This window comes from Candidatus Aquiluna sp. UB-MaderosW2red (genome assembly GCF_900100865.1).
Classification (GTDB): Bacteria; Actinomycetota; Actinomycetes; order Actinomycetales; family Microbacteriaceae; genus Aquiluna.
Genome location: NZ_LT627734.1, coordinates 482,808 through 508,034, shown reverse-complemented (window position 1 = coordinate 508,034; position 25,227 = coordinate 482,808). Strand labels below are relative to the sequence as shown.

The 25,227-nt window shown below is 52.0% G+C and carries 28 protein-coding genes, 1 tRNA gene and 1 pseudogene; 17 read left to right on the top strand and 13 right to left on the bottom strand.

Translation table 11 applies throughout. The features are described from left to right. Window positions 1-33: 33 nt before the first annotated feature. The 3 genes from prfB to BLP47_RS02595 all read right to left on the bottom strand — a co-directional run bounded on the left by prfB (window position 34) and on the right by BLP47_RS02595 (window position 2,891). Entirely contained in the window at window positions 34-1,143 is a 1,110-nt protein-coding gene (gene prfB / locus BLP47_RS02605) for a peptide chain release factor 2 (RefSeq protein WP_091852839.1), read from the bottom strand. Between the two features lie 51 nt (window positions 1,144-1,194). Beyond that, window positions 1,195-1,284: transfer RNA gene (locus BLP47_RS02600), tRNA-Ser, on the bottom strand. A 71-nt stretch (window positions 1,285-1,355) separates the two neighbouring features. Then, window positions 1,356-2,891, bottom strand: coding sequence for a sigma-70 family RNA polymerase sigma factor (locus BLP47_RS02595; protein ID WP_091850090.1), 1,536 nt, complete (start codon window positions 2,889-2,891; stop codon window positions 1,356-1,358). Between the two features lie 76 nt (window positions 2,892-2,967). Here BLP47_RS02595 and BLP47_RS02590 point away from each other — a divergent pair, with 76 nt between their 5' ends. The 5 genes from BLP47_RS02590 to BLP47_RS02570 are packed head-to-tail and all read left to right on the top strand — an operon-like array spanning window position 2,968 to window position 8,549. Then, complete coding sequence (locus BLP47_RS02590; RefSeq protein ID WP_371325795.1) at window positions 2,968-4,287, top strand: UDP-glucose/GDP-mannose dehydrogenase family protein; 1,320 nt, start codon at window positions 2,968-2,970, stop codon at window positions 4,285-4,287. Continuing rightward, window positions 4,280-5,224, top strand: a complete 945-nt coding sequence (locus tag BLP47_RS02585; RefSeq protein ID WP_157671427.1) for a glycosyltransferase family 2 protein — start codon at window positions 4,280-4,282, stop codon at window positions 5,222-5,224. The genes BLP47_RS02590 and BLP47_RS02585 overlap by 8 nt, the downstream gene beginning before the upstream one ends. 17 nt (window positions 5,225-5,241) lie before the next feature. Then, window positions 5,242-6,999 carry a polysaccharide pyruvyl transferase family protein gene (locus BLP47_RS02580; protein WP_157671425.1) on the top strand — a complete coding sequence of 586 codons (1,758 nt, stop codon included), beginning with the start codon at window positions 5,242-5,244 and terminating at the stop codon, window positions 6,997-6,999. A gap of 3 nt (window positions 7,000-7,002) precedes the next feature. Continuing rightward, window positions 7,003-7,773 (top strand): hypothetical protein, encoded by a 771-nt coding sequence (locus BLP47_RS02575; protein WP_091850084.1) that lies wholly within the window; start codon window positions 7,003-7,005, stop codon window positions 7,771-7,773. Then, window positions 7,773-8,549, top strand: a complete 777-nt coding sequence (locus BLP47_RS02570; RefSeq protein ID WP_091850082.1) for a glycosyltransferase family 2 protein — start codon at window positions 7,773-7,775, stop codon at window positions 8,547-8,549. The genes BLP47_RS02575 and BLP47_RS02570 overlap by 1 nt, the downstream gene beginning before the upstream one ends. A gap of 2 nt (window positions 8,550-8,551) precedes the next feature. On the opposite strand, the gene BLP47_RS02565 is transcribed toward BLP47_RS02570, so the two are convergent. After that, on the bottom strand, window positions 8,552-9,844 hold the full coding sequence (locus BLP47_RS02565) for a S8/S53 family peptidase (RefSeq protein ID WP_157671423.1): 1,293 nt from the start codon (window positions 9,842-9,844) through the stop codon (window positions 8,552-8,554). An 84-nt stretch (window positions 9,845-9,928) separates the two neighbouring features. Between BLP47_RS02565 and galU the strand changes: the two genes are divergently transcribed. After that, window positions 9,929-10,828: a UTP--glucose-1-phosphate uridylyltransferase GalU gene (gene galU, locus BLP47_RS02560; protein WP_091850078.1), complete on the top strand. Its 900-nt coding sequence runs from the start codon at window positions 9,929-9,931 to the stop codon at window positions 10,826-10,828. On the opposite strand, the gene BLP47_RS02555 is transcribed toward galU, so the two are convergent. Then, window positions 10,829-11,911 carry a DUF3048 domain-containing protein gene (locus BLP47_RS02555; RefSeq protein ID WP_157671421.1) on the bottom strand — a complete coding sequence of 361 codons (1,083 nt, stop codon included), beginning with the start codon at window positions 11,909-11,911 and terminating at the stop codon, window positions 10,829-10,831. Between the two features lie 108 nt (window positions 11,912-12,019). Between BLP47_RS02555 and BLP47_RS02550 the strand changes: the two genes are divergently transcribed. Together BLP47_RS02550 and BLP47_RS02545 are read left to right on the top strand one after the other, a co-directional pair. After that, the gene (locus BLP47_RS02550) at window positions 12,020-12,619 is read left to right on the top strand and encodes a nitroreductase family protein (protein ID WP_091850074.1); all 600 of its coding nucleotides are present in this window, start codon (window positions 12,020-12,022) and stop codon (window positions 12,617-12,619) included. Window positions 12,620-12,628: 9 nt separating this feature from the next. Continuing rightward, on the top strand, window positions 12,629-13,267 hold the full coding sequence (locus BLP47_RS02545; protein ID WP_091850071.1) for a DedA family protein: 639 nt from the start codon (window positions 12,629-12,631) through the stop codon (window positions 13,265-13,267). Here the strand turns inward: BLP47_RS02545 and BLP47_RS02540 are convergent. Together BLP47_RS02540 and BLP47_RS02535 are read right to left on the bottom strand one after the other, a co-directional pair. Continuing rightward, the gene (locus BLP47_RS02540; protein ID WP_091850069.1) at window positions 13,264-13,860 is read right to left on the bottom strand and encodes a hypothetical protein; all 597 of its coding nucleotides are present in this window, start codon (window positions 13,858-13,860) and stop codon (window positions 13,264-13,266) included. The genes BLP47_RS02545 and BLP47_RS02540 overlap by 4 nt on opposite strands. A gap of 7 nt (window positions 13,861-13,867) precedes the next feature. Further along, window positions 13,868-14,461, bottom strand: coding sequence for a winged helix-turn-helix domain-containing protein (locus BLP47_RS02535; RefSeq protein WP_091850067.1), 594 nt, complete (start codon window positions 14,459-14,461; stop codon window positions 13,868-13,870). A gap of 276 nt (window positions 14,462-14,737) precedes the next feature. Between BLP47_RS02535 and tadA the strand changes: the two genes are divergently transcribed. Continuing rightward, on the top strand, window positions 14,738-15,181 hold the full coding sequence (gene tadA / locus BLP47_RS02525; RefSeq protein ID WP_371325794.1) for a tRNA adenosine(34) deaminase TadA: 444 nt from the start codon (window positions 14,738-14,740) through the stop codon (window positions 15,179-15,181). Here tadA and BLP47_RS02520 read toward each other — a convergent pair. From BLP47_RS02520 to BLP47_RS02510, 3 genes are all read right to left on the bottom strand, one after another. Further along, complete coding sequence (locus BLP47_RS02520; RefSeq protein ID WP_091850061.1) at window positions 15,178-15,810, bottom strand: DedA family protein; 633 nt, start codon at window positions 15,808-15,810, stop codon at window positions 15,178-15,180. The genes tadA and BLP47_RS02520 overlap by 4 nt on opposite strands. 104 nt (window positions 15,811-15,914) lie before the next feature. Further along, window positions 15,915-16,319 (bottom strand): arsenate reductase ArsC, encoded by a 405-nt coding sequence (locus tag BLP47_RS02515; protein WP_091850059.1) that lies wholly within the window; start codon window positions 16,317-16,319, stop codon window positions 15,915-15,917. Beyond that, a complete protein-coding gene (locus tag BLP47_RS02510) occupies window positions 16,316-16,990 on the bottom strand; it encodes an aquaporin (RefSeq protein ID WP_157671419.1) in 675 nt (224 codons plus the stop codon). The genes BLP47_RS02515 and BLP47_RS02510 overlap by 4 nt, the downstream gene beginning before the upstream one ends. Window positions 16,991-17,065: 75 nt before the next feature. Here BLP47_RS02510 and BLP47_RS02505 point away from each other — a divergent pair, with 75 nt between their 5' ends. The 5 genes and pseudogenes from BLP47_RS02505 to BLP47_RS08635 form a co-directional block, all read left to right on the top strand. Then, window positions 17,066-17,398 carry a metalloregulator ArsR/SmtB family transcription factor gene (locus BLP47_RS02505; protein ID WP_249883385.1) on the top strand — a complete coding sequence of 111 codons (333 nt, stop codon included), beginning with the start codon at window positions 17,066-17,068 and terminating at the stop codon, window positions 17,396-17,398. Further along, window positions 17,395-17,919: a DUF4395 domain-containing protein gene (locus BLP47_RS02500; protein ID WP_091850054.1), complete on the top strand. Its 525-nt coding sequence runs from the start codon at window positions 17,395-17,397 to the stop codon at window positions 17,917-17,919. Before BLP47_RS02505 ends, BLP47_RS02500 begins: the two co-directional genes overlap by 4 nt. A 3-nt stretch (window positions 17,920-17,922) precedes the next feature. Next, window positions 17,923-18,144 carry a heavy-metal-associated domain-containing protein gene (locus BLP47_RS02495; RefSeq protein WP_091850052.1) on the top strand — a complete coding sequence of 74 codons (222 nt, stop codon included), beginning with the start codon at window positions 17,923-17,925 and terminating at the stop codon, window positions 18,142-18,144. Further along, window positions 18,137-20,212, top strand: coding sequence for a cation-translocating P-type ATPase (locus BLP47_RS02490; protein WP_091850050.1), 2,076 nt, complete (start codon window positions 18,137-18,139; stop codon window positions 20,210-20,212). The genes BLP47_RS02495 and BLP47_RS02490 overlap by 8 nt, the downstream gene beginning before the upstream one ends. A gap of 99 nt (window positions 20,213-20,311) precedes the next feature. Beyond that, window positions 20,312-20,676, top strand: a pseudogene (locus BLP47_RS08635) (aldehyde dehydrogenase family protein); the annotation flags it as partial. Here BLP47_RS08635 and BLP47_RS02480 read toward each other — a convergent pair. Together BLP47_RS02480 and BLP47_RS02475 are read right to left on the bottom strand one after the other, a co-directional pair. Continuing rightward, a complete protein-coding gene (locus BLP47_RS02480) occupies window positions 20,673-21,065 on the bottom strand; it encodes a type II toxin-antitoxin system VapC family toxin (protein WP_091850048.1) in 393 nt (130 codons plus the stop codon). The pseudogene BLP47_RS08635 and the gene BLP47_RS02480 sit on opposite strands and share 4 nt — an antisense overlap. Beyond that, on the bottom strand, window positions 21,062-21,292 hold the full coding sequence (locus tag BLP47_RS02475) for a type II toxin-antitoxin system Phd/YefM family antitoxin (RefSeq protein ID WP_091850046.1): 231 nt from the start codon (window positions 21,290-21,292) through the stop codon (window positions 21,062-21,064). The genes BLP47_RS02480 and BLP47_RS02475 overlap by 4 nt, the downstream gene beginning before the upstream one ends. A 95-nt stretch (window positions 21,293-21,387) precedes the next feature. Between BLP47_RS02475 and BLP47_RS02470 the strand changes: the two genes are divergently transcribed. Further along, entirely contained in the window at window positions 21,388-21,984 is a 597-nt protein-coding gene (locus BLP47_RS02470; protein WP_091850044.1) for an alpha/beta hydrolase, read from the top strand. Here BLP47_RS02470 and BLP47_RS02465 read toward each other — a convergent pair. Further along, window positions 21,974-23,137 (bottom strand): MFS transporter, encoded by a 1,164-nt coding sequence (locus BLP47_RS02465; RefSeq protein ID WP_157671417.1) that lies wholly within the window; start codon window positions 23,135-23,137, stop codon window positions 21,974-21,976. The genes BLP47_RS02470 and BLP47_RS02465 overlap by 11 nt on opposite strands. Before the next feature lie 228 nt (window positions 23,138-23,365). Between BLP47_RS02465 and BLP47_RS02460 the strand changes: the two genes are divergently transcribed. Continuing rightward, window positions 23,366-24,235: an SDR family NAD(P)-dependent oxidoreductase gene (locus BLP47_RS02460; RefSeq protein ID WP_157671415.1), complete on the top strand. Its 870-nt coding sequence runs from the start codon at window positions 23,366-23,368 to the stop codon at window positions 24,233-24,235. Between the two features lie 22 nt (window positions 24,236-24,257). After that, a complete protein-coding gene (deoC, locus tag BLP47_RS02455; protein WP_371325793.1) occupies window positions 24,258-25,223 on the top strand; it encodes a deoxyribose-phosphate aldolase in 966 nt (321 codons plus the stop codon). The last annotated feature ends 4 nt before the right edge of the window (window positions 25,224-25,227 follow it).

Below are 25,227 nucleotides of genomic sequence, written 5' to 3'. Positions count from 1 at the left end.
CACATAGAAAAACCAGGCTCTCACAACGCTGTGTTAGCCATTCTCTTGCTGCTTGCGCCACTTAATTCCCGCGGCAATAAAGCCATCAAGTTGCCCGTCAAACACCTGAGCGGGGTTGTTCTCCTCGTAGTTGTTTCTCAAATCCTTCACCATTTGATAGGGCGCCATTACGTAACTTCTCATCTGCTCACCCCAACTTGCTTTCACGTCACCAGCAAGTAATTTCTTTTTAGCATCCTCTTCTTGGCGCTTGAGATCCAGCAACCGAGAAGCCAGAACTCGAAGCGCAGCTGCTTTATTCTGCAGCTGACTCTTCTCGTTTTGGCAAGAAACGACTATGCCGGTTGGAATGTGAGTTATTCGCACCGCAGAGTCGGTGGTGTTCACCGACTGGCCCCCGGGTCCAGAAGACCTAAAAACATCAACCCGAATATCGGCATCTGCAACCTCAACCGAGTCGGTCACCTCAACCAAAGGAACAACCTCGACAGCGGCAAACGAAGTTTGCCGCTTACCAGCAGAGTTAAATGGACTCATCCGCACCAGGCGGTGAGTTCCAGACTCGACAGACAAATTACCAAAGGCGTAAGGAGCATCAATTTCGAAGGTGGCGCTCTTGATTCCAGCACCCTCGGCAAATGAGGTGTCCAGAACACTCGCCTTCATGCCGTGCTTCTCGGAGTATCTCAGATACATCCGCATCAGCATCTCGGCAAAGTCTGTTGCATCATCGCCGCCAGCTCCAGAACGAATAGTCACGATAGCGCCACGAGAATCAAATTCACCATTCAGCAAAGTTTCAATCTCTAGGGCATCAATCTGAGTCTTGAGCTTCTCTAGCTCTCCCTTTGCTTCTCGCTTAGTGTCAGCGTCATTCTCTGCATTGGCCATCTCAATTAGAACCCCTAGGTCTTCAAGGCCAGTAGCGGCAGCCATCAACTTATCCCGCTTGGTCTTGAACCTAGATAGCGAACTGGTCACCACCTGGGCTCGCACCTGGTCTTCCCATAAAGACGGATCGGCTGCAGATTCCTCAAGAGAAATAATTTGGGCCTCAATGGCTGGCAGATCGCTAACGATCAGCACGGATTCAAGAACTCCCTTGAGTTCTTGAATCTCTTGGTCCAGGTCTAGATCTGCCATCTGAATTACCGAGAACACCTGCTCGGCAGTGCCTTTCAATCTGAAGGAATTTGGCGGTGACGGTGGGATTTGAACCCACGGTGGGCTTTCACCCACACAACTTTTCGAGAGTTGCACCTTCGGCCGCTCGGACACGTCACCGCGTTGAAGTCTAGAGCAATCAGCTCATAAGAAAATAGGCAAAATCCAAAGCGGAGAAAACTACCAGCTACCTAGGTTTTTTTAGTCAAAGACAGACTCGATGCGAGTACCCTGCCCTCTGGATCTAAGTCAACCTCTAGGCGAAGAGCACCAAGACTCACGGCGGTTTCATCGCTGGCGATAAAATTGTAGTTTCCAGTCACATCACCAATCAAAAGATCGGTCGCGATGTAACGAATCTTTACAGAGCCATCCGCGAAAACTTCTTTTTGTGCAAGATCAACCCTGGGCACAGCCACAAACTCATTGCCACCCAATTCAATGGTGAACCAGGTGTACTGAATACCATCGGCCGTTGCTAGATCGTAGGAAAGGTTTGCCGTTAGACCGGAGTTGTTGGTGATTGTCAGATTTCCCTGGGAGCCACTCGAGGAGCTCAGAACGCGACCAACGCTGTCCCTCGAAAGAATCCCAACCGCATCAGAATCTAAAGCGTCGTTGAAGAAGCCTTCCATCATGACTCGCTCGAGATCCACAGCCACTATGGGGGACTGGCGCGGTTCCGGAATTGCGGTGGGGATAGCGGTCACAATGTCGCTAGAAACTAGAGCAAATTCTGATTCGGCTTGTTGAGAATCGGCTATTGCAAACTCATCGACCGAGTCAGTTCTTTGAGCTTGCGAACCTTGACCGGTTGCTTGGGGTTGGAGCAGGTCGCCAGGGGCTTGGTCGGAGGATGCAATGCCGGCATCATTTGGGCTAGTGGCCTCGGCTGAGGCAATCGTTGGCTCAGACAGTGCAATTTGGTCATCTGTCACCGCACCAGAAAGGTTCGGTAGAACACCGATTGAAATTGCAAGAACCAGCAAAAAGGCTCCGGCTGCTGAAATGAACTTGCCGCTTTCGGCACGAGCCTTGCGAGCCGCAATCGAAAGGATCTCCGCCATCGAAAGGCCGGCCGTCTCGGCTTCACCAATGAGCGCTTTCTTAAACGAAGATCGGGCTCGGAACAAAAGCTGCCGGAAAGCGTTGTCGCTCAAGCCCATCTGGGCTGCAACTAATTCGGAGCTCTTCTCTTCATACATAGTGGCAATCAAAGCCTCGCGATGACGGGGCTGCAGTTTAGCTAGCGCCAAACTAACAATCGCCGCATCCTCAGCTCGCTCGAGCTCTTGGCTAATCTCAGGCATATCAGCTTCGATGTCGGGCTGTTCGTCCAAAGGAGCCATGCTCACTTTGCTATTAATGCGAATTACATCCAGTGCCAATAGCCTGGTCTTCCACTTCAAAAACTTCAATACACCGAGTTCTGAATCAAGCTCAGGCAGGGTGGTCATCAAATACAAAAACGCGTCTTGAACTACTTCTTCAACCTGGGATGGGTTTACTAGAAACCTTTTGGCATGACGCTCTAGGTGCGGGCGAAAGCGCACGTAGATGGAGGCGAAATCCTTTGCCGACCAGTCCTTGAGAACTGCCGGGGTGAGTGAATCTGCAAAGTGGTCTCTGAATCTAGGCAGGCCAAATTCTTCGTCGCTGACTTCGTCTAGAAGAGCTTCGAGAGGATCCTCGTGGGTGGGATCTTTTTGGTTTGGAGTTTCGGCCATCGCTTCTACTATACGCAGGCTGTCAATAGCCGTTACGGCTAAGGGATTCTTTGGTTATTCCTAAGTAAACTCGCCCATGATGAAAGTTTCAGTTATTGGTCTTGGATACCTTGGCGTAACCCATGCGGTTGCCATGGCGAAACTTGGCCATCAGGTGCTGGGCATTGAGCCGGATGCGACCCGGCTCGAGGCTCTAGAACAAGGTATTCTTCCTTTCCACGAGCCGGATTTAGGCGAAGGGCTCAAAGAGGTTATAGCCAGCGGCCTGTTGACCTTTTCGGCTAATCACTCAAAAGAATCATGCGCTATTGAGCTGCATTTCATTTGCGTTGGGACTCCGCAGCTGGCAGTCAGCCAAGCTGCCGACACCTCTTATGTTGAAGCTGCTGCCAAAGAGCTTGCACCCTGGCTATCAGAGACTGCGGTGGTGGCCGGAAAGTCCACGGTCCCGGTTGGTACCGCTCAAAAACTCAAAGATTCGATGTCGGCGGTGTCGGGCTTCGAGGTCCACTTAGTTTGGAACCCGGAGTTCTTGCGCGAAGGAACAGCCCTGGAAGATTCGCTAAAGCCCGACCGCATCGTTATTGGCTCCTGGAGTCAGCACGGCTTCGATGTGATGCGAAAGGTTTATCGGCCAATCATTGAGATTGGAACACCATTTCTTGAAATGGATGTCCCGACAGCAGAGCTTGTGAAAGTGGCGGCCAACTCGTTTTTGGCCACCAAGATCAGCTTTATTAACGCCATGGCCGAAGTGGCCGAAGTCTCTGGGGCTGATGCTGTTGCGCTAGCCAAAGCCATCGGTTATGACGAACGAATCGGCAATCAGTTTCTGCGCACCGGGATGGGCTTTGGTGGGGGCTGCTTGCCAAAAGACATTCGCGGGTTTGTGGCTCGAGCGCAGGAGCTAGGGGTCGGTTCAGCGGTCGATTTTTTGAAAAATGTTGACTCAATAAACATCCGCCGCCGCGACAAGGTGGTTGAGCTCGCGCTCAGCGAACTAGGTGAACTAGGTAACAAGAACATCACCATGCTCGGTGTTTCTTTTAAACCCGATAGCGATGACCTAAGGGACTCTCCAGCTCTGGAAATCGCCCAGCGCCTTCAGGCCCTTGGCGCGAAGGTAACCGTGCACGACCCAGTGTCGCTCGAAGCCTTGGTCACTCGCAGTCCAGAGCTTGGCCAGGAGCAAGATCTCCTTGAAGCCTGCGCAAATGCAGATCTACTAATTCTTGGAACCGAGTGGAAAGAATATAAAGACGTAGATCCACAAAAGATAGCCGAGCTCGTTGCCACCAAAACCGTTATTGATGGCCGCAATGTGTTGAATGTTGCAAAGTGGCAATCAGCCGGATTCAAAGTTATTGCGCTGGGGAGAAACATCCACAATGGCTAAACCTCTTAGAAACATTTCCTTTGTCATGCCGGTGCTAAACGAACAGCAGTACCTGGGGAGCGCCGTTAAATCGGTGTTTGAGCAAAGTGTGCCTGGTGAGATGGAGTTAGTCCTAGCACTTGGGCCATCGGGAGACGGAACCGATGATGTCGCCAAGGCACTGAAAAGAAAATATGGGACCAAGCTGATATTGGTGAAAAGCCCCACCGGACTCACCTCGGCCTCACTGAACCTGGGGATAGCCAAAAGCCAGCACGAAGTGGTGGTTCGAGTGGACGCCCACTCCGAACTCCCCGAAGGTTATGCGGCACTCGGGGTCAAGATTTTGAACACAACAGGCGCCGCCAATGTTGGCGGAATGATGGTTGCAAAAGGCAAAACCAACCTGCAAAGTGCGGTCGCCTACGGCTACAACAACCGCATTGGGCTTGGTGGGGGCTCCTTTCACGTAGGAGGCCAACCGGGTGCGGTGGATAGTGTTTATTTAGGAATATTTAGAAAATCTGTCTTGGAGAAACTCGGAGGTTTCAGTGAGACCTGGGTGCGCGGCCAAGACTGGGAACTGAATCAAAGAATCCGTGCTGCAGGTTTAGTGGTTTGGTTTGACCCGAGACTCAAGGTCGGTTATTACCCACGTTCGAACATCAAAGCCCTGGCCAAACAGTTCTTCAAGACCGGGTTTTGGCGGGGCGCTTTGACTAGAAAAGCCCCGGCAGAATCGGCAATTAGGTATTGGATTCCCCCACTACTGGTCTTAGCGAGCTTGTTCTGGTTTCCGTTCTGGATTTACATATTTACTATCTCGATAGCCTCACTTTGGGCCAAAGAGCTCTCCCTGGATCAAAAGCAGTGGCTAGTGGTCGTCTTGCCGGTTATGCACTTTGGTTGGGGAATCGGATTTTGGTGGGGGCTAATAAGAGGAGCAAAATCGCTCTAGCTGATAGATTTTGCCCCGTGACTAAACGCGAAGTAGTGATCTGCAGCTTTTATACCCCCGATGAGTACTACGGGGGTCACGCTCGCGAGCTTCGAGCTCAGCTACAAGAGCTCGGACTCGAGCACGAACTCCTGGAGATTCAAAAGCGTGAGGGTGAAGACTGGGCCGATGTCACTCGCCGCAAGATCGGATTCATCCGAGAAATTTGCCATAAACATCCAGACAAAATGGTTTTTTGGATCGATGTGGATTGCCGGATCACCAACCTGCCAGATTACATAGCTAATACCACCGCTGACTTTATTGGCTTTCAAAGAAGCTTCGGGTCCCCCCTGCAAATCGGATATCACAACCGCACTAGGTTTTGGGAGCCAAGCTTCTGGGGCGTGAATGCTTCCGAACAGGGGCGCAAGCTGGTGGAGGATGCGTACGAGCTTGAGAAGCGCGCTGAGATCAAGGCCACAGACGACTACTTTCTCGAAGAAGCTTGGCGCGCAAACGCTAAGAAACTAACATTTCAGATGATCCCTGCCACCGCGATAGTTCGGGACCGCAAACTGGCTGAGCCCGGCAGCAGGGAAGCATTTTTTATATTCGGCTCCTCCGGTAACGTGGCGGATTTCAAAGACAAGGTTGTTCAGCACGGTACTGGCAAAAAAGTTGGAACCAAAAAGAAGCTGCTGAAAGGTGCCAAGAAGTTCGAAAAGTCTTTACCTGATTCAATAAAAAAACCGCTCCGCAGGATTGCTGACTCGTCCGGCATAACCGGTATCTTGACCTCGGGGCAAGCTAAGAGCATCGACCCGGAACGTTCGCGAATGATGGGCGAAATGCTTGGCGGCGGCATCAAGGGTGACGCACTGTTATTCGCCAACGCCAGAAGCTCATTTGATAAGAAATATATCGCTAGCTTCGGTGAGCAGTCGATTATCACGGCATCGGAAGCATTCTTAAATTACAGCGCCAAGGAGTCTCAAAGCACCGTCCGGTTGGCCTGGTGGTCAAAACCTTTTCCTGGCAACTTTGGCGATTGGCTTGCGCCCCTGATGATTTCGCACTCCACGGATGCGAGAATTATTTTGCAATCTCCGGTGAAGCCGACCAATAAAAAACACCTCATTTCGCTCGGATCAATCGGTCGGTTTATCAAATCGAATTCAGTTGTGGTCGGAACCGGGATCTCAACCGATGATCTTGAGCTCAACCGAAAAGCGGATTATGTTTCGGTCCGCGGACCCATTACTGCGAGGGTGCTAAAGAATTCTGGCGGACCGGATATCCAGGCTTTTGGTGACCCTGGTTTGGCCTTGTCTCGAGTACTACCCATTTCTCGCGGCGAAACAAACGGAAAAATCGCGTTTATCCGGCACTTCTCCCACACCGCTATCCCCATAAGACTGCCTGAAAATATCGAAGAGCTATCGGTGATGATGTCGAAGCCCGACAAAATAGCCGAGTTTGTGGGCAAACTTGCAACATACGATTCGGTGATTACCTCCGCCATGCACGTGATGATCACTTGCCAAAGCTATGGGATACCTTGCGCCCTAGTGACCTTTGAGGGTTCCGAAGAGAATGTCCATGGTTCTGGCATTAAATATGAGGACTATGCGCTTGGGGCCGAGGTAGAGGTCATGAACCCCAAGGTGGTGCCCGTTGACCTAACTAAGCAAAATTTCGATAACCTGATTCGAGACATAAAGGTAACTGAAGCCAAAAAAGATGAGGTCCTAGAGCACATTCGGATAGGCCTCGAGAGAGTTGGAAGGCGATAGCGATTGCTCAAAATCTTCCGCGAGCTCCTAGCCTCTTCAAAACTGCTGGTTCCAAAAGGTAAATACCGCTGGCAGCTGGTTATTTTGGTCTTGATAGCAGCGGCGATCCCGGTAACCGAACTCTTAGTAGCAAAGCTCTTTACCGACCTGGTAGTAAACGGAGCCTCGAGGCCAATAATCGAGATTGTGATGGCAGGTGTATTTTTCGCGGTCTTGTTCGCCGGAACCAGATTTGCTAACTATTTGCAGAAAACCTACCGAGTGAAGTTTTTCGATAAGGCTTTTGGTTCAGACACCAGAGAGCGCTCCGGCACCAAAGAGGCTTGGGAATGGGCAATGGGGCTTGAGTTGGTAAACGTGTTGTCATTTCTAACCCAGTTATTTGTGATTGCCGGCTTCTTCTTTTTGCTCAGCCCCGGTTTTGCGGGAATGAACATGCTACTCATCTTCGGCTTTTTGCAATTAGTTGGTGTTTTATTCAAACGCCAGCTAATCAAACAGCGTGGGTTTGTTGAGAAAAAACGAGCCAAGGGCGTCGTCACTCCAGCCGAGCGGCTCGGATCGAGGATTCAGCAGGCTGAGTTCGCGAGTCTTTTGGCAAGCTTCGGGGTTGTAATTCTTTTGGGTATTTTGATTTGGTTCAGCCTCGAGGGCTGGGTGACGCTCTCAAACACCATCGTATTTTTCTTGGGGCTAAGGATTCAGAACACCACTTTCAGCTCAGTCTCATCCTCCCTCATGCGCTTCGCAAGAGCCAAGGCAAATAGCTTCTGATGTCGCCCAAACTAACCCTTGGCTACTCGACGCTAGCGATGCGGGTGGGCAACATCATTTTTCCCTTAGAAAGAGAAGACTGGGACTGCTTAGTACTAATACAGAACCCCACCGCCATCGCCTGGCGAGGTGAAGGGCTTGCAAGCCTAATTATGCGCGAAGATGTCAGCCTCGAGGAGCTCTCAACAATGGGGGTCGCCAAATCTCGCAATCGTGCCATTTGGCAAGCCAAGGGCGAATACCTAGTTTTTAGTGACGATGACATCGAGTTCAATGTTCAAGGCCTCGAGACGGCCATCGAATACCTAGACAATCACCCGGAGCTCTCGCTTTTGCTTGGGCAAGCCAAAGACCCCACAGGAACCCTTCGAAAGCGCTACCCAAAAAAGCCAGAGAAGCTCACCAGAATGAATTCCGCCAAGGCCGCCACCTACGAAATGATTATTCGCGTGGAGGCCATCAGGCAACTCGGGGTGTTCTTCGATGAGGAGTTCGGTGCTGGTTCTAAAAACTATTTGGGAGATGAATACATTTTTATTGTCGACCTTCTAAAAGCGGGCGGCCAAGGTTCATTTGTTCCAATCACCATTGCCACTCACCCCAAGGAGTCATCCGGGTCACGGTGGGGCACGCCAGAGGACCGCAAAGCCAGAGCCAATGTCTTTAGCCGAGTGTTTGGCCCCTTGGCGCCATTGATCAGGCTCGGTTTTGGAGTCAGGCGCCTGAGGGAGCTTGGTTCGATTAATAACCTCTGGATATTTGTAGTGGGTAAATAGTTTTATTTGGTTGTTGTGGTGGAGGACTTCAACAGAACCCCGTCTATGTAAACCTCAACATTAACCAAAAAGCCCGCGCCAGTATTGCGCTTTACCAGAGAGTAGCTTTTGCCGGGCGCCGAGGCAATCGAATCGACTTTCAGCCATCTACCGGCGACTTTGGCGGTGAGCCTACTGCCCTCGTGCCCCCGGGTGTAGATAGCGATGAAGCCGTTGAAGGTGCCAACGGTTACTTTTTGAGTTTCGGTTTGGGCGGGTGTTTCAGCTGTATTCCCCTGCAGACGCGTCAAAAGAGCCTGGGTGGCAGCTACATCCACCATTGGAATGTCCTTACGAATGATGTCATCAATCTTTTTGCCAGCTGATTTCATCGCAGCCAAAACGGTCTCGGCAGAAAGCTGAGGAAACTGCTGGCGCATCAGAGTAAAACTGGCTGCTGCAATTGGCGCTGCAGCAGAGGTGCCGCTTGATGTGCCGTATCCGATAGTGCCAGCCGATATTGGATAGTCGGGAGCCAAAAGCTCGACCTTGCTCGACATGGTGTTGTAGGACGCGACGCTTCCCAAAGTGTTTGTCGAGCCCACCGAGACCGCTTCATCCAAACAGGTTGGCGCCCAAGATTCGGCAGAGTTCAAGTAGTAGCCATTGCCCGCTGCGGCAAAAGGAATGACTCCAGCATCTCTGAGCTTTTTCAGGGCCTGTCGCACCTCTGAATAAACCGGGTTGGTGTTGCAGTTCAAAAGATCTGCCCTCGAGGTCAGCCCCAAAATTCCAAATGACATCGAGACTGCCACGATGTTGTGGGTTTCGCGATTGTCGTAGATGTAGTTCAGCGCAGTTACCACCGAGCTTGGCTGCATGTCGGTGTTCGCCATCAGAATCTTTGCAAATGGTGCAACGCCCCCGGGGGCAAAGTTATTTGGGTTGCCGGCGACAATGCCCGCCACCATGTTGCCGTGGCTCTCGTCATCAACCAGTGCACCATTTTCGATACGCTGCGAGGCCGCAGCGATGCCAGTTTGCAGCCTGGACCCATTTGGGCACCTCAAGTTGGAGCGGGCTTGGTAAACGCAAATTCCGTCAATGACCTGATCCCTGAAGTATTCGTGCTGAAGGTTTAGCCCCTGATCAATCAGGGCAATTGTCATACCTTGGCCTTTGATGCCTTGACTCCATGCGGAATCGAGGTTGATTGCGTTATAAGCAGGCTCTGAAGTGGCAGCTTGGGCTGGCGAGCTCAAGCCGGCGGCAATTAGTGCAGCTACGGCTACTGCTGCACTCAAACGTTTAGACAAAAAAACCCCGATCGATCATCAATTGGTTGAACACTAGCCAGCGAAGTTATTTGAAAGCTGATAGTTCCAGTCTAGGCTTGAGCAATGACCCAGAAGCGTTACTCAGTCAGCAAGGCGGTTATTCCCGTCGCAGGACTCGGCACCAGATTTCTCCCGGCAACCAAGGCAATGCCCAAAGAGATGCTTCCGATTGTAGATAAGCCTGTTATCCAATATGTGGTTGAAGAGGCCGCTGCCGCGGGTCTTCACGATCTACTGATGATCACCGGTAGAAATAAGAATGCACTTGAAAATCATTTTGACCGGGTATCAGAGTTAGAAGAAGTGCTTGCCAAAAAAGGGGACGAGAAAAAACTTTTTGCGGTTCAAAAATCCAGCCAACTAGCCGATATCCACTACACCCGACAAGGGGACCCCAGGGGCTTGGGTCATGCAGTTCTTCGAGCCAAGAGCCATGTTGGCGAAAACAGTTTTGCGGTTTTGCTTGGCGATGATGTGATTGACCACCGCGACCCAATTCTCAAGCGCATGCTTGAAGTTCATCAAGAAACCGGCGACAACATTGTCTTGTTGATGCAGGTCCCAAAAGACCAGATTCACCTCTACGGTTGCGCAGTTATCGAAGAGACAAATCAGCAGGATGTGGTTGTGGTCACCGGGTTGGTCGAGAAACCAAAAACCGAAGACGCTCCTTCAAACCTGGCGGTCATTGGCCGGTATGTTTTGCGACACGAAATGTTTGAGATTCTAGAGAACACGGCCCCTGGGGCAGGTGGAGAGATTCAGCTCACCGATGCCTTGGAATACGCCGCCAAGCACCCGCAGATTGCTGGCGGGGTTCGCGGTGTGGTGTTTAGCGGTCGCCGCTATGACACCGGGGACAAACTTGATTTTATTAAAGCAACCCTGAAGATTGCAATCGACCGGGCTGATATCGGCACAGACCTTCGGCACTGGCTCAAGGACTTCGCCAAAGAAATCTAGCTATTCGACCTTTACTCCAGTCACAGTGAGGGTGGATTTAGGCAAATCCATCATTTCTACCCAAGTATTGCCAATGGCGAGCTTGATCGGTTCGCCCAAATCGGTGGTCAAAATGATTGGCTCGTCAATCGCACCCTTTGACCAATTGGCCTTGAGATAAAAGCCGTCCGAGAAAATGTGAGCCACTCCCTTATTGCCAACGATCTTGGCCTTTGGAATTGCTCCGTATTTTGGATCCACAAAACTTAGATCGTGACTCACTTCCATCACAACGACGTTTTTTGCCACAACCCTTGCACCATCGGCCTGCAGGTGCTCCTTTTTATCCATGGTGCGAAGCCAAGCGCGCTCAGCCGTTAGGCCCCAGGGGAAGGTTGAAGTGCCAAGCTCCCAGCTCGAGCGAAGCCCCGGGTACTTAATTTCTAGGGCCTCAACCGGGCTTCCGGCGGTCGCGGCGGTTGGGATAACCGCGAATTCAAAGCCAGCCCTGGGCAGCTCTTGCTCCGGGTGATCCTGTTGAAGTTTTGCCGCTCTAAAAAATAGGTTCCAAGGAGCCGAGCGAGAGCGCTCCCTGAAATAGTTGTCATTATTCATCTCGGTGTCTTCATCGCTCATCACCAAGCCGGTGGCTTTAGCGGCAGCTTTGAATGGGGCTTGGCCCCCAGAGAAAATAAACACCCCGTTATAAGGAGCAATGATCGAAGCATCGACCGGGCGAACCGAGCGAACCGGGCCAATCTCCTTTGGAACCCTCGAGTGCCAAACCGCAACCAGCCTTGTGAGGCCGGCCTCAACTCGCGAAACATAAACCACATCGGCATCATTTAGAGCCAGCTGCGGCCGGCCGAGGGATGTGTTGTCGATCTTTGCGCTAATCGCGGGAAGCAAAAGACTCGGGTTAGAGCCCTCAAGGTATTCAACTCCGGTCAGCGGGGCCGAAACAAAAACCGGTTCCGGCTCGGGCTCAGGGGTCTGGGTTTGAGATGAGACAGCGCTTGCTGCGGGGGCCGGAGTCGAGCTGCAGCCACTCAGGGCTAGAAGAGAAATCAAGGCGAGGGTGGATAACCGAAGTGAAGTTTGCATTTTCATAAGTTTAGAAGCCCATTTGCAATCAGAGCTGTTAATTTGGATTGCTAGCTGCATATTGATTCGGCTGGAAGCATTCCTTGAGTCGACTTGTTAGTTAGCAGGATGACTAATTCAGAAATAATTCAAAAGCCAGCCGAAACAAAGGTTCCAATCTCAGCGATTCTAAAGAATCGCTGGAGTCCCCGGGTCTTTGATGAAAGCCACGAACTTGATTCCCAACAAGGGCTCGCCCTGATGGAAGCCGCCCGCTGGGCTCCATCATCTAGCAACCGGCAACCTTGGAAATTTGCGCTTTTACTGCGCGACACCGATGTCTTTGATGCATTGGCCGCCGAAGCACTGATTGGCTTCAACCAGTCCTGGGCTCCGAGTGCATCGGCACTGATCGCCGTTATGGCCGATAAGAAATCTGCAAAAGGCGAGGATCACGAGCAGGCTGGCGTTTTTTATGATGCCGGGCTAGCTTCTGCACAGATCGTTTTTCAAGCCGAGTCCATGGGTCTTAGGGCTCACTACATGGGCGGCTTTGTCCAAGACAAAGCCCAAGAGGTTTTGCAGGTTCCGGATGTTTGGGTGGTCTGCATCATTGCGATTGGTAAGCAGGGCGATGTGAGTAACCAGCCAGAATCGATTCAAGAGCGCGAGCGGCTGGTTCGGGATCGCAAGGATCTCAGTGAGATTGTCAGCCACGGCCTTGGGTAGAATTTCGCTATGCCCACAGTTTTGATTCGGTCCTCTGCGACCGAGACCATAGTTGGCTGGTTCGACATAGTCGGCCCAATCATGTTTTATGTTGCTGTTTTTGGTCTGGTTTTTGCGGGCACTGGTTTATTTATTGGAGCCTTCATTCCCTTTATTACCGGTGACTCACTGATTTTTGCCGGAGGCCTAATTGCCGCCGCTCACCCCGAATCAATCAACATCTACTTCATGGTGGTCGGGGTCGGGGTCGCGGCCTGGTTGGGCGATCAGGTGGGCTACACATTGGGCCGGCACTACGGGAGACCTTATTTAGATAAGCGAGAAGGCCCCTGGCTCACTAAGGCGATTGCTCGCTCCGAGCAGTTCTACCTGCGTTATGGCTGGTGGTCGATTGTTGTGGCCCGCTTCATACCGTGGGGCCGAGTAATCATGCCGGCATTGGCCGGCATTGGAAAGATGAACTACTACAAGTTTTTTAGCGCAAACCTAACCGGGGCAATGCTCTGGGGTTGTGGGCTGACCCTCGCGGGCTACTTCACCTACACGATCCCTTGGGTTCGCTCGATGGTCTATGTGATTGCGATTGTTGTGATTACGCTCAGCCTCATCGCAGGGGTCAGAACCTGGAGAGCGAACCGAGTTAGCTAATTGACTACTAGGTAGTCAGCCAGCTTGGGGCTTGATTCGGTTTGATAAAATTCATCCTCTTGAGCCGCCCAGATTCCCCAAAAACCATCAAATGCTTTGCCGTCTCGATTTGAGAAGCGCTCTTTTCTTATTGTCGACTCCGATTCGACCCAAACACTTAGCTGGGTAAGCTCAGCCGCCTGTCTGCTGAGTGCCCCGCAACCTTCGATGATCAGAAGATTCCCGCCATCAAACTCTCGCCAACCATTGCCAGATTCCAAACCACTTCCTCTTTCACCCAACTCCCAATCCCAAACCTGCCAGCTTGCGGCTTTGCCAGAATATAGCGGGGCAAGAATCTGTTGGGTTAGGTAATTAGAGCCTGCTCTTAGGCCCTCCCAGCCCGGGTAGAGATCATCCATGTGGATGATCTTGGGGAGTTGTTTATCGGCCTGAAATACCGACTCGGCCAATTGATTTGCGAGGCTGGTTTTGCCGGCAGCGGCTCTACCGTCTATCAGGATGATTGGGGTTGGGACCTTGTCCTTTAGATCTAGCGCAAGATCCGTCAGCTTTTGAAGAGCGCTGGATTCAGAAAGTTTCACCTGGGCCATTTTTTTCCTATAGCTCTTCAATCAAAACATCGGGGTGCTTATCAAAACGATAGCCGCTGCCGCGAGCGGTGCGAACAATATCCTCATAGCCCGAGATCTTAGAGCGCAGCCTGCGCACGTGAACATCGATGGTCCTGGAATTAAGCTTGGCTTCACCGCAGCGCTCTGAGATCCCGGCGATCTGCGATCGAGTCACCGTGCTGCCCTCGTTCTCGATTAGAAATGCTAAGAGTTCGAATTCTTTTGAAGTCAAATTTGCGCTTCTGCCATCAACAAAGAGCCTTCTTCTAATGAGGTCAACCACGATTCCCTTAGCGGGCTTGGTGGCCTGGGGTGCTGGCGCTATCGCCCTGGTGGCCTTGGGTTCATGAAGAGCTAGGCGGGTAATAGCGAGGTTACTGCCGGCGGTGTTTACCGGAGCCAAAGCAATCGCCGCATAGGTTTCATTGGCCTTTTGCGGCACCAGCTCGGCCACTCTTTGGCGCAGCTCCTGGGCAAGCTGGGCTAAAGACAATCCCGCGGCTTGAGCCTCCTGCTCGGAGATGCCAACGTAGAGAGCGAAGCCACGAGCTTGGGTTTCGGTTTTAGTGATTAATGACATTTTTCGAATTCCTTTTTTATGTGCGGATGGGATAAAGGCACGAATCACGTGCGTTTGTCGGGATGCTGGTGCCTGGGGGTGATCGAAAAACTAAGAGTTTTCGATTACAGACACGTGCGCATGCACATACACATCGGGCAGGACATCATTGCGAAGCTTTGCTTCGCTAGAGAGGCGGCCCGAGTAGTCATTGGGAAAAGAATGCGGGATAAAACCCGGATTGTCAATTTATTACCAAAAATGACAACCGGTTTTATTAGTTCTAGGCTCTGATGCGTGAACAATCTTGAGTTTATGCAACTGGCTCTGATAGAGGCCGCTAAGGCAGGCGAAGACGTGCCAGTGGGGGCAATTCTGATCAATGCCCAGGGCGAGGTCATCGCACGCGGTCACAACCGCAAAGAGGCCCTAAAAGACCCCACCTCACACGCTGAAATCGAGGTTATTAGACAGGCCACTAGAAAACTACATGACTACCGACTGATCGGTTGCACGCTCATTGTCACCCTGGAGCCTTGCGCGATGTGTGCCGGGGCAATCATTGCCGCCAGAATCCCCAAGGTGGTCTTTGGGGCCTGGGATCAAAGAGTTGGTGCTGCAGGCTCGATCATGGACCTACTAAGAGACCAAAGACTTGGTAAGCCAATCGAGGTTATCCCCGGAGTTCTTGAAAAGGAATGCTCAGCAATACTGAAAGAGTTCTTTGACAAAAAACGCTAACGCGCCTTTTTAGCAGCTATTTTTTTGGCGATGCGAGTTCTCAGAATCTCAATTGGCAGCAACATGGTGGTGAAAACGATGATGATAATCACAGTGATTTCTAGGTGGTTCTTGACCAACGGGAACTGCCCCAGCCAATAGCCGGCAAACATAAATAACCCAACCCAAATCGTGGAACCCAGGGCGTTGAGTTTGGTAAAGCGCTTGGAATCCATTTTTGAGATTCCAGCCAACATCGGGATCAAGGCTCTAAGAATTGGCAAGAACCTTGCCATCACAACCGCCCTGGCGCCGTACTTTTCAAAGAACTCGTGGGTTTTATCCAAAACCCTTTGATTCAATAGGAAATTACTATTTCGCTCAAATAATGGCGGGCCAATTTTGTATCCAATCCAGTACCCGACCTGGCTGCCAAAAAAGGCAGCCATCCAGATCAAAATAAACCCAAGCCAATCTGGCAACCAGCTTTCGCTAGTTGCCAAGGCAAGGCCGGTGAGAAATAGCAGCGAGTCGCCAGGCAAAAAAGATGTCAGGATGAAGGCTGTTTCTAGAAAAATTACCGCGGCTACGGCTATTGCTGCCCAGTCGCCAAAAGAGTTGATGATGTGTTGCGCATCAAGCCAGTTCAATCAAATCCGCCTAAATTTATTGCCGCGACCACCCAGGCGGGAATACCCCAAAAGTGTACGCCAGAAACAGGACAGTTTTCAGTGTGAAAGCTGTGAAGCATTGACTATTTTTCTTTAGCGTCAATCCGAGAGATTAGGGCCTCAACTAACGCTCTAATTTCGTTGCGAATCGGCCTGACAAAATCCACTCCCTGGCCGGCTGGGTCTTGTAGCTGCCAATCCAAATAAACCTTCCCGGGATAAAACGGGCAGGCATCTCCGCAGCCCATGGTTATTACATAATCGGAATCTTTGACATCTTGATTGGTAAGCACCTTGGGCGTGTTTTTCGAAATATCGATGCCCTCTTCAGCCATGGCCTCAACCACCGCAGTGTTGACCGAATCAGCCGGGGCTGTGCCGCTGGAGCGCACCTCAATCCGATCACCTGCCAGGTGACTCAGATAACCCGCTGCCATTTGGCTGCGACCCGCATTATGAACACAGACGAACATTACCGAGGCGATCATTTTTGCTCCTTAGTTTTTGGATAGAAAAATATGAAAACTATTAGGGCTAAAAGTGCACCTAGAATCTGAAACACCACAAAGCCCGGCACTGAATCCCAGTGAATGCCCGAAATTGCATCCGTGAAACCGCGACCAAAAGTCACGGCCGGATTGGCAAATGAGGTCGAGGATGTGAAAAGGTGCCCGGCCAAAACCCAGGCACCCACCACCGGAGCAATCAGAACGGCTCTGTCGATTCGAATCAAAACCAAAATGGCAAAAACCAATCCAAAACTAGCCACCAGCTCACCAATCAGTTGGCCACTGCCCGCCCGCAACAAATCGCTTCGGCCAATCAGGGCTTTCTCAAACATTGCGTTTGCGATTACGGCACCGACAAAGCCACCCAACAACTGAAAAACGACATACCAAAAGGCGTCTCTGGCAGGCATCACTCTTTGAATAACAAGCACCATTGTCACCACGGGGTTTAGCTGAGCCCCGGAGACGCCAATCAGAGTCGTGATTAACACGAACAGCACCGCACCGACGGCCAAAGCTGCCATCAAAAGACTAAGGGCCGGATCGGCCCTTAATTCGGCAGCCATAAAACCCGCACCAATTACCGTCGCAACTAAAATCGCAACTCCCAAAAACTCCGCAAGATACTTGCGCGCTTTAATAATTAGCACTTGATTTCCTGACTGAATGACTTAGGCTTAGGTTGAGCTTATAGATGATTGTCTATCTAAGGAAGTGAACTTAAAGTGAATAACCTGAGGCTGGAACTGCTGGAGTGCGCTCCCGGCGCGGAGTCCTCGCTGATGGCAAGAACCAAAGCCGAGGAATTCTCGGAGCTGCTAAAAGCGGTAGCCGACCCAACCAGGTTGCAGATCTTGGCAATGATTGCCAAGTCTGACCAAAAAGAAGCTTGCGTCTGCAATCTAACCGGCCCACTCAGGCTCAGCCAGCCAACCATCAGTCACCACCTCAAAAAACTCTCCGAGGTTGGCATCATCAACCGCGAGCGCCGCGGCACCTGGGTCTGGTATTCGCTCAATACCGAGCGTTGGGGCCAGATTGCAAAGTTATTTTCATGACCATTACCCAAACCTCATTCGGGGTAATGATCCCCGATCATGATTTCGCAGTGTTCAATGAAAGAGCAGTGCGAGCCGGTGCCGGCCTGCTCTTTGTCTTTGGCTTCTCTGGTTGGCTGATTGCCGCAACCTCAGGGGACTTTGACCTTCTGAGAGCCTTCGGTGCATTTTTTATGTTTGACATGTTCATGAGGTTATTTTTTGGCCAACGCTTTTCGCCAGGCTTGGTAGTCGGTGGTTTCTTTGTCAGGAACCAAAGACCCGAATGGGTTGAGGCGAAGCCCAAGCAAACCGCCTGGGCCATCGGCTTTGGCATGGTCGTGCTTGCCTGTTTCATGACAGGTTGGCTGGGGCTGCAGGGCTCCCTAACTTTAGCCCTGTGTGCAGTTTGCATGGTCTTTTTATTCGCCGAAGCGGCCTTCGGTTTTTGTGCCGGCTGCTGGCTGCACCAAAAGTTTTCCAAAGACAAGCCCAGGCTTCGCTCGGGCGATCTTTGCAATTACCACCCGGAAGGAAAATAGAAAATGAGCAAAATCGAAATCAGCATCGAGGGCATGACCTGTGGTCACTGCTCCAAAAGCGTCACCGAGGAACTAGAGGCCATCACTGGCGTGAGCCAAGTGAAGGTGGACCACGAGACTGGCAAGGCAGTGCTTGAGGCGGATAACGTAACAAACAATCAGCTTGTTGAAGCGGTAGCCGAGGCTGGTTACACCGCGAAGAGTTTTGCAACCCTCGATGCCTAATGCGCCTCTAGAACTCGAGATTGAGGGCATGACCTGCACGGCTTGCGCCCGAAGGGTCGAAAAGAATCTCAATAAGGTCGAGGGGGTCAGCGCCTACGTGGACTTTGCAACCGAGAAGGCGCACCTGAGCTTTAGCTCTGCGGTGGATTTGGATGTTGTAAAAAAGGCGGTCTCCGACGCCGGCTACACGGTTGGCGCCGGTAAGCCCGAACTTGCCAAGCTCAGGCCCAGAATCTTTATTGGCTCGGTTCTGAGCGTTTTGGCGATGGCCTTTGCGATGATTCCAGCGTTTTTCTTTGACGGCTCGGTTTGGCTAGTGGCCGCCTTTGCCACGCCCGTTTATTTCTATGTGGCCTTCCCTTTTCACCAAGCGGCCATCAAGAACGCTCGGCACTTTGACTCAACGATGGACACTCTGGTATCGCTTGGCTCAACCGCGGCATACTTCTACAGCGTATTTTTGCTTTTCGACCACGGCATGCACTCATATTTTGAGGTGGCGGCGGTTGTGCCAACAGTGGTTTTGATCGGAAGATACATCGAGGTTAGGGCTAGAAGAAGCGCCACCGACTCGGTGCGAGCGCTCTTGAGCGCGCTGCCCGAAACCGCCACCGTTGAAAGGGATGGGGTTCGACAAGAGGTAGCGAGCCACCTGATTCGATCCGGTGACTTGGTCTTTGTGGCATCGGGAGAAAGAATCCCGGCCGACGGTATTTTGCTTTCCAACCACGCCTCGATTGATAACTCCACCCTGACCGGTGAGTCACTGCCGAGTGAGCTTGAAAAAGGTGCGGTGCTAAGTGCCGGGGCAACCTCGCTCTCTGGTGAAATCAAACTCGAGGTCACCGCGTCTGCGGCAACCTCGAGGCTCTCGAGAATTGCGGATTTGGTTCGCGAGGCAACGGCTCAGAAGACCAAACTCAGCTCACTCACCGACCAGATCTCCTCGGTGTTTGTGCCGATTGTGATTCTGATTGCCATCGGAACCTATCTGGTTTGGAACTTTGTACTGGCCGATGGTGTCACGGGCTTCGAGGCCGCGATTGCAGTTTTGGTGATCGCCTGCCCTTGCGCTTTGGGGATTGCGGTTCCGATGAGCTTGGTGGTGGCAACCTCGGTTGGCACCAAGCGCTCAGTGGTTATTCGCAACCCCGATTCACTGCGTCTCTTGGCCAAAATAAGGCGGGTGGTTTTTGATAAGACCGGAACGCTCACAGATGGCGAGCTACGGGTCGTGAACTCGGTTGGCCTTGGCGGTGCCGGCACCGCAACAATGCTGGCTTATGCCGCAGCCATCGAAGCTGGCTCCAAGCACCCGGTGGCCAAAGCAATAGCAAAACTTTCGAGTGCCAAAACTGCCACCGACATCAAAGAAGTCCCCGGAAGGGGCATGTTCGGTCTAATCGACTCCCTAGAGGTCTTTGTTGAAAAACCGGGCAGCTATCAAAACCAAGCCGAGCTTGATGAAGCGATTTCCAAGGCCGGACCCAATACCCTGGTGGTTGTTGCTTGGGAAGGCTGGGCGCACGGTCTAATCGAGCTCAGCGACCAGCTTCGACCAAACGCAAAAGCGGCCGTAGCTACGCTTTCTAAAGCGGGTATAAGTTCGATGCTCTTATCCGGAGACAACCCCAAGCGAGTGGAATACATCGCAGGCGAACTCGGCGTCACAGAGTTCGAGGGGCACATCACACCCGAGGGCAAGCTTGAATATTTGCAAAATGCCACAGTTCCAACCGCCATGGTGGGAGATGGCATCAATGACGTCGCGGCACTTAGCGCGGCAAGTGTTGGTATCGCCATGGGGTCTGGCGCCCACGCGGCTCAGGCCGCCAGCGCTATCACCATTTTGGATGATGACCCAAGAGCAATTCCTTTCGCTTTGCGCTTGGCGAAGCGAACCTATGCCAACATTATGCAAAACCTGGTCTGGGCCTTTGGCTACAACATTGTGCTGATTCCAGTCGCGGCACTTGGGCTCCTAAACCCGATGCTCGCAGGTCTAGCAATGGCCTTTTCGAGCGTTTCGGTAGTTGCAAATTCGCTTCGTTTGAGGTGGCAAGTCTAAGTATTCCGCGAAGGAGTGTTTGATGACTAGCCAAGCCGATGGGCAAAGGGTTTAGGCCTTGTCACGAACACTCCCTAGATAAATGAAGCCCGGGTTGAGGGTTATTTCTACCCGCCAACGGTTCTGAGGTCCGTGCCCGGAAACTGTGACATTTTGTCCAACGAAATCTCTGGACCGGTGGCTCCAATTTACAACTTCAAAGATTCGAATCAAGCGATGCGGCTGGCGAACAACACCGAATACGGCCTGGTTGCCTAAGCCTTCACCAAGGACCTGAATCGCGGCCTGCGACTAGCTAAGCGATTAGCGGTTGGGGTGTTTAGGCTGAACACCGGAATCGTCTCTAACCCTGCCGGACCATTTGGTGGGTAAAGCAATCCGGCATCGGTCGCGAGGGCTCCCAAGGGGGCATCGAAGGGCACATTGAGACCGGTTATGTTGGCATCTCAGACTTGATGGCCTAAAGACTCAGGTCTATTACAAAGTCCAAGCCAGCCTCGATGATAGTTCGGTCTGAGGTAACAAATCCCATCGAAGCCGCGCTGGCTTGGCCAAGCAGCATCAGGTCAAACGGGTCTTTTATCGCCGCGGGAAGCTCAAGGGCCGCCTCGGAGGCTTCGAGTGAAAAGGCCATCGTCTCAAAGCCAAGCTCCGCAAAACCATCGAGGCTAGGCAAACTGGCCTCCCGCTTTGATCCTCTTTGCATCAAGCCGATTTCAAAGAAACTAAGTGGTGAAAGAGAAAGTGATATCGCTGACTCGAGGAGGCTCTTAGTCTTTTTCCCGAATCGTTTACCGCCCTGGAAGTAGAAAACAAGCGCACTTGTATCAAGTAGCAAAAGCTTGGTGCTCAAAGATAATCTTTCCAAATCTTTGGATTCAAGGCATCAAAGTCCTCGGGAATCCAAATATCCAGCGGCTCAAACTCCCCGAGTTTGGGCCTGGGCTTTGGCCTCACAATCGTTAGCTCAACACTCGGCTTCCCAGCCCGTGCAATGACAATCTTCTCGCCCGCCTCGGCCAGCTTAACGAGCTTCGATAAATTGGTCTTAGCCTCGTGCATGTTATAAACGTGAATCATGGCCCAATTATTGCTTAGCTAACCTTAGCTAGGCAACAGGAAAAAAATCTGTGGATAACCTGGGCCTCATGAATTTGATTACCTAAGCTGATTCTGTGAACCGAATCCTCTTTCTCCACGGCTACACCAGTAAGCGACCCCTAGGTCACTGGATGCGCCATAGTGCAGCTGAACTCAGAAATAACGGCAACCAGGTTTGGTACCCGCAGTTTCCCAACCCCGAATTTCCCGATACCGCCGACTGGCAAGAGCTCTTGCAGCAGGAGTCCGCCATGATGGACGAGGTTTCAGGTGGCGAAAAAATCGCCATCGCACACTCTCTCGGCACCGTCAACTGGCTGCTGGGCGCCCTCACAAATCAGTTTCTAAAGCCGTTTGATCGGGTGCTGTTGGTGGCGATTCCAGACCCCGCCATCACCTCTCAAGCCTCGGGAATTAAAGGCGAGGCGCTCGAGTATCAACACCCGAACCTGGTGCCTCAAATGCATAAGTGGGCCCGCTCCATCACAGTGCTTGCCAGCGATCAAGACCGTTGGCAACCCGAGGGTCCCGGGTTCTACGATTCCTTGGCTCTTGAGACATTGATATTCCCAGGCGCCGGGCACTTCTCTCTTGATGACGGGTTTGGTCCCTATTCAGGCATAGCAAAGTGGGTCAAAACCTCCAACCCCCTGGATTTACTCAGTCACTAATCGGGGCTATTTTTCGCAGCTGTGCTTTGCGAATAAACGAAAGCCAGACTAGTAAAGCGGTGGCACCAAGCCCCATGCTCATGGTTGTGATGATGGCAAGCGTCGGGTCTCTGACAACCAAAATCGTCAGCAGCAGCGGGCTTGCGGCTCCCACAATCTTTGAGAGCATCATGATGTAGCCCTGACGCTGACCAAAGTCTTCCGGACCAAAAAACAACAGTGGCAGCGTCCCACGGATAAATGGATCGAGCCCAACGGAGATGCCGTGCAGGATGACAAACGGCACCAGCGCATCCACGCCTAAAAGCAAAATCAAAACCACACCGGCCGGGTGAGCCAAAAAAGCCACCGCCGCTACCCGCATCGGTGACATGACCTTGCCCAACACCACAATCAGCACCCGCGCCAAAACCTGAGATGGTCCCAAAATAGCTGCGGCAAATAAAGCCACCTGAGCTGAAGCCCCGAGCTCTCCCAAGAGGTAGGGCAATGTGGTGTTTACCGAAGCGACCATGAAGCCCTCGAGGGCAAACATCACCGCAAAAACCACAATCAGTAAATCGAAGCGAACGCGAGCTTTAGCCAACCTAGGTTTTGGCTTCTGGGCTACCGCCTTGATTCGAGGTTCTGATTTTGGAATCGTGAGGTTCAGTGGCAAGCCGATTATTAGGTGCGCAACGGCCCAGATCAAGACCGCACTCTGCCAGCCGTAGTTGTCACTTACCCAGGCGTTTAGCGGCCAAGATATTGTTGAAGAGAACCCAACAAACACAGTGATTCCAGCAATGACCTTATTGGCATCATTGCCAAAAAAGTTCACCGCGGTTGCGAAAGCGGCGTCGTAGTTACCCATTGCCGCACCAACGCCTATAAGTAGCCAGGCGATAAACAGCATTGGCACACTAGTGCTGAGAGCCAAAACCAAAAGGCCAGCTATAAAAAAGAGGTTTCCAAAGGGCAATACTTTTCGCCCGCCGAGAAGATCAATCCACTTACCGATCACCGGTCCCAAAAACGCAGATACTAAAAGCGCCATGGTGAAGGCCCAGAAGAATATTTCGGTTCCGATGCCCAGTGATTTGGATATTGGCACGGCCAGGATGGCCGGTAGGTAAAAACCCGAGCTCCAGCCGATGAATTGGGAGATGCCCAACCGAATCGTAAGGCGGGTGCTTGGTTGCAATCGGCACTTCCGATCTTGACTAAGGCCTCGCTAAGTGTATTGCCGTTTCACTGGCTCCCAGGCTGGCAAAAAATAAAGCTCTTAAAAACCCAGCTGCTCTAGTAATGTTTTGAAAGTGCTGCCCCTAAAGTGGCGCTTTTTTGCTTCACAGGGGCGATTAGCAAAAGGCAGTTGGATAAGAATTACATTAGGAGAGCAGTGCAGCTCAAGCAAAAGACCGCGATTATCACCGGAGCGAGCTCCGGATTAGGCCTAGTCTCAGCCCACGCCCTGGCCCAAGAGGGCATGAACCTGTATTTGATCGCTAGGGGTGAAGAGCGGCTTCTCAAGGCGGCAGAAGATCTCCGCCAAAAATACCCAGACGTGCAGATTCACGAGCGGGTACTGGATATCTCTAACCTGGATCTTGTGCGCAGCTTTGCCGCAGAGATAAAAGAGCCAGTCGAAGTGTTGATGAACAATGCGGGCCTGATGGGGCCGGATTTCTCACTCTCAATTGAGGGCATCGAGTCACAGATGGCAACCAACCACATCGGCCACTTCTTGCTTACCTCGCTGCTATGGAAAAACTTAGAAAAAGGCGATGCCCCGAAGGTGATTTCCCTCAGTTCAATCGTGCATCGAAGGGGAAACCTCAAATCGGCGAGCATCGCAGAGATTAGAGGAAGCGACCCGAGTAAATACCATCGCTGGCAGCGCTATGCAGACACCAAGTTGGCCTGCCTTTATTTTGCTCGCGAGCTAGAAATCCGCGGTCGGCTTCATGGTTCAAAGACCAGATCAATCGCCGCTCACCCCGGCTGGGCACTTACCGGCCTGCAGGGTGGAAACCCAACCCCTTGGGACCGCTTTGCGCAAAGCGCTGAACAGGGCGCTCGCTCTCAAATTAAAGCGGTGCTGAATCAAGAAATTTCAGGTGGGGATTTTATTGGCCCGAAATGGGAAATGTGGGGGGAGCCAAAGACCATTCGAGGTAGCTCTAGATCCAAGAAGCTCGACACGATGCAGCGGCTCTGGCTAACCAGTGAAGAGCTGACCGCCACAAAATTCCTACCTCTAGACTCATAGGGTATTTCTTCTAGGAGTGAAGTTGCCCAATTTTGAACCAGAGGCTTTAGTTGGCTCACGCATAACTAATCAGAGCCTCAAACGCTGGCTTTATTCTTTGCCGGGCGTAGATAAGGTCGGGCTCGAAGCGCGTGCCGCAAGCCTCGCTACTAGATCCATCAAAACCACATCCAAGGCCTGGGCGCTGGACATGGCAATCAAGATGATGGATCTGACCACCTTAGAAGGTAGCGACACCCCACAAAGAGTTAGATCACTCGCTCTCAAGGCCATAACTCCAGACCCAACCGATTTAGCCTGCCCGTCTCCAGCCGCAATTTGCGTCTATGGGGACATGGTTGCTCATGTGAAAAAGGCGTTGGGGAACTCCAAGATTCACGTGGCAGCAGTAGCCACCGCCTTTCCTTCCGGCCGAGCATCGATGCCGGTGAAGCTTTTGGACACCAAGGATGCGGTAAAAGCTGGCGCCGATGAGATCGATATGGTGATTGACCGCGGGGCTTTTCTGGCTGGCAATTACCTTGAGGTTTATAAGCAAATTCAAGCCACCAAAGAGGCCTGTAAAAGAGCCGATGGTTCCTACGCGCACCTAAAGGTCATCCTCGAAACTGGTGAGCTTCAGACCTACGACAATATCCGTCGGGCGAGCTATTTAGCCATGCTGGCTGGCGGCGATTTCATCAAGACCTCGACCGGCAAGGTGACCGTGAACGCCACCTTGCCAATCACACTTTTGATGCTCCAGGCGGTTAGAGACTGGCACGACCAAACCGGGCACCTGATCGGCGTGAAGCCAGCCGGTGGCATTAAAACAGCCAAAGACGCCATCAAGTACCTGGTGGTTGTCAAAGAGGTAGCCGGTGAAACTTGGCTCACCCCGGATTTATTTAGGTTTGGTGCCTCAAGTTTGCTAAACGATGTTTTGATGCAAAGACAAAAGCTAAAAACCGGAAACTACTCCGGCCCCGATTATGTGACCGTGGACTAGAGGT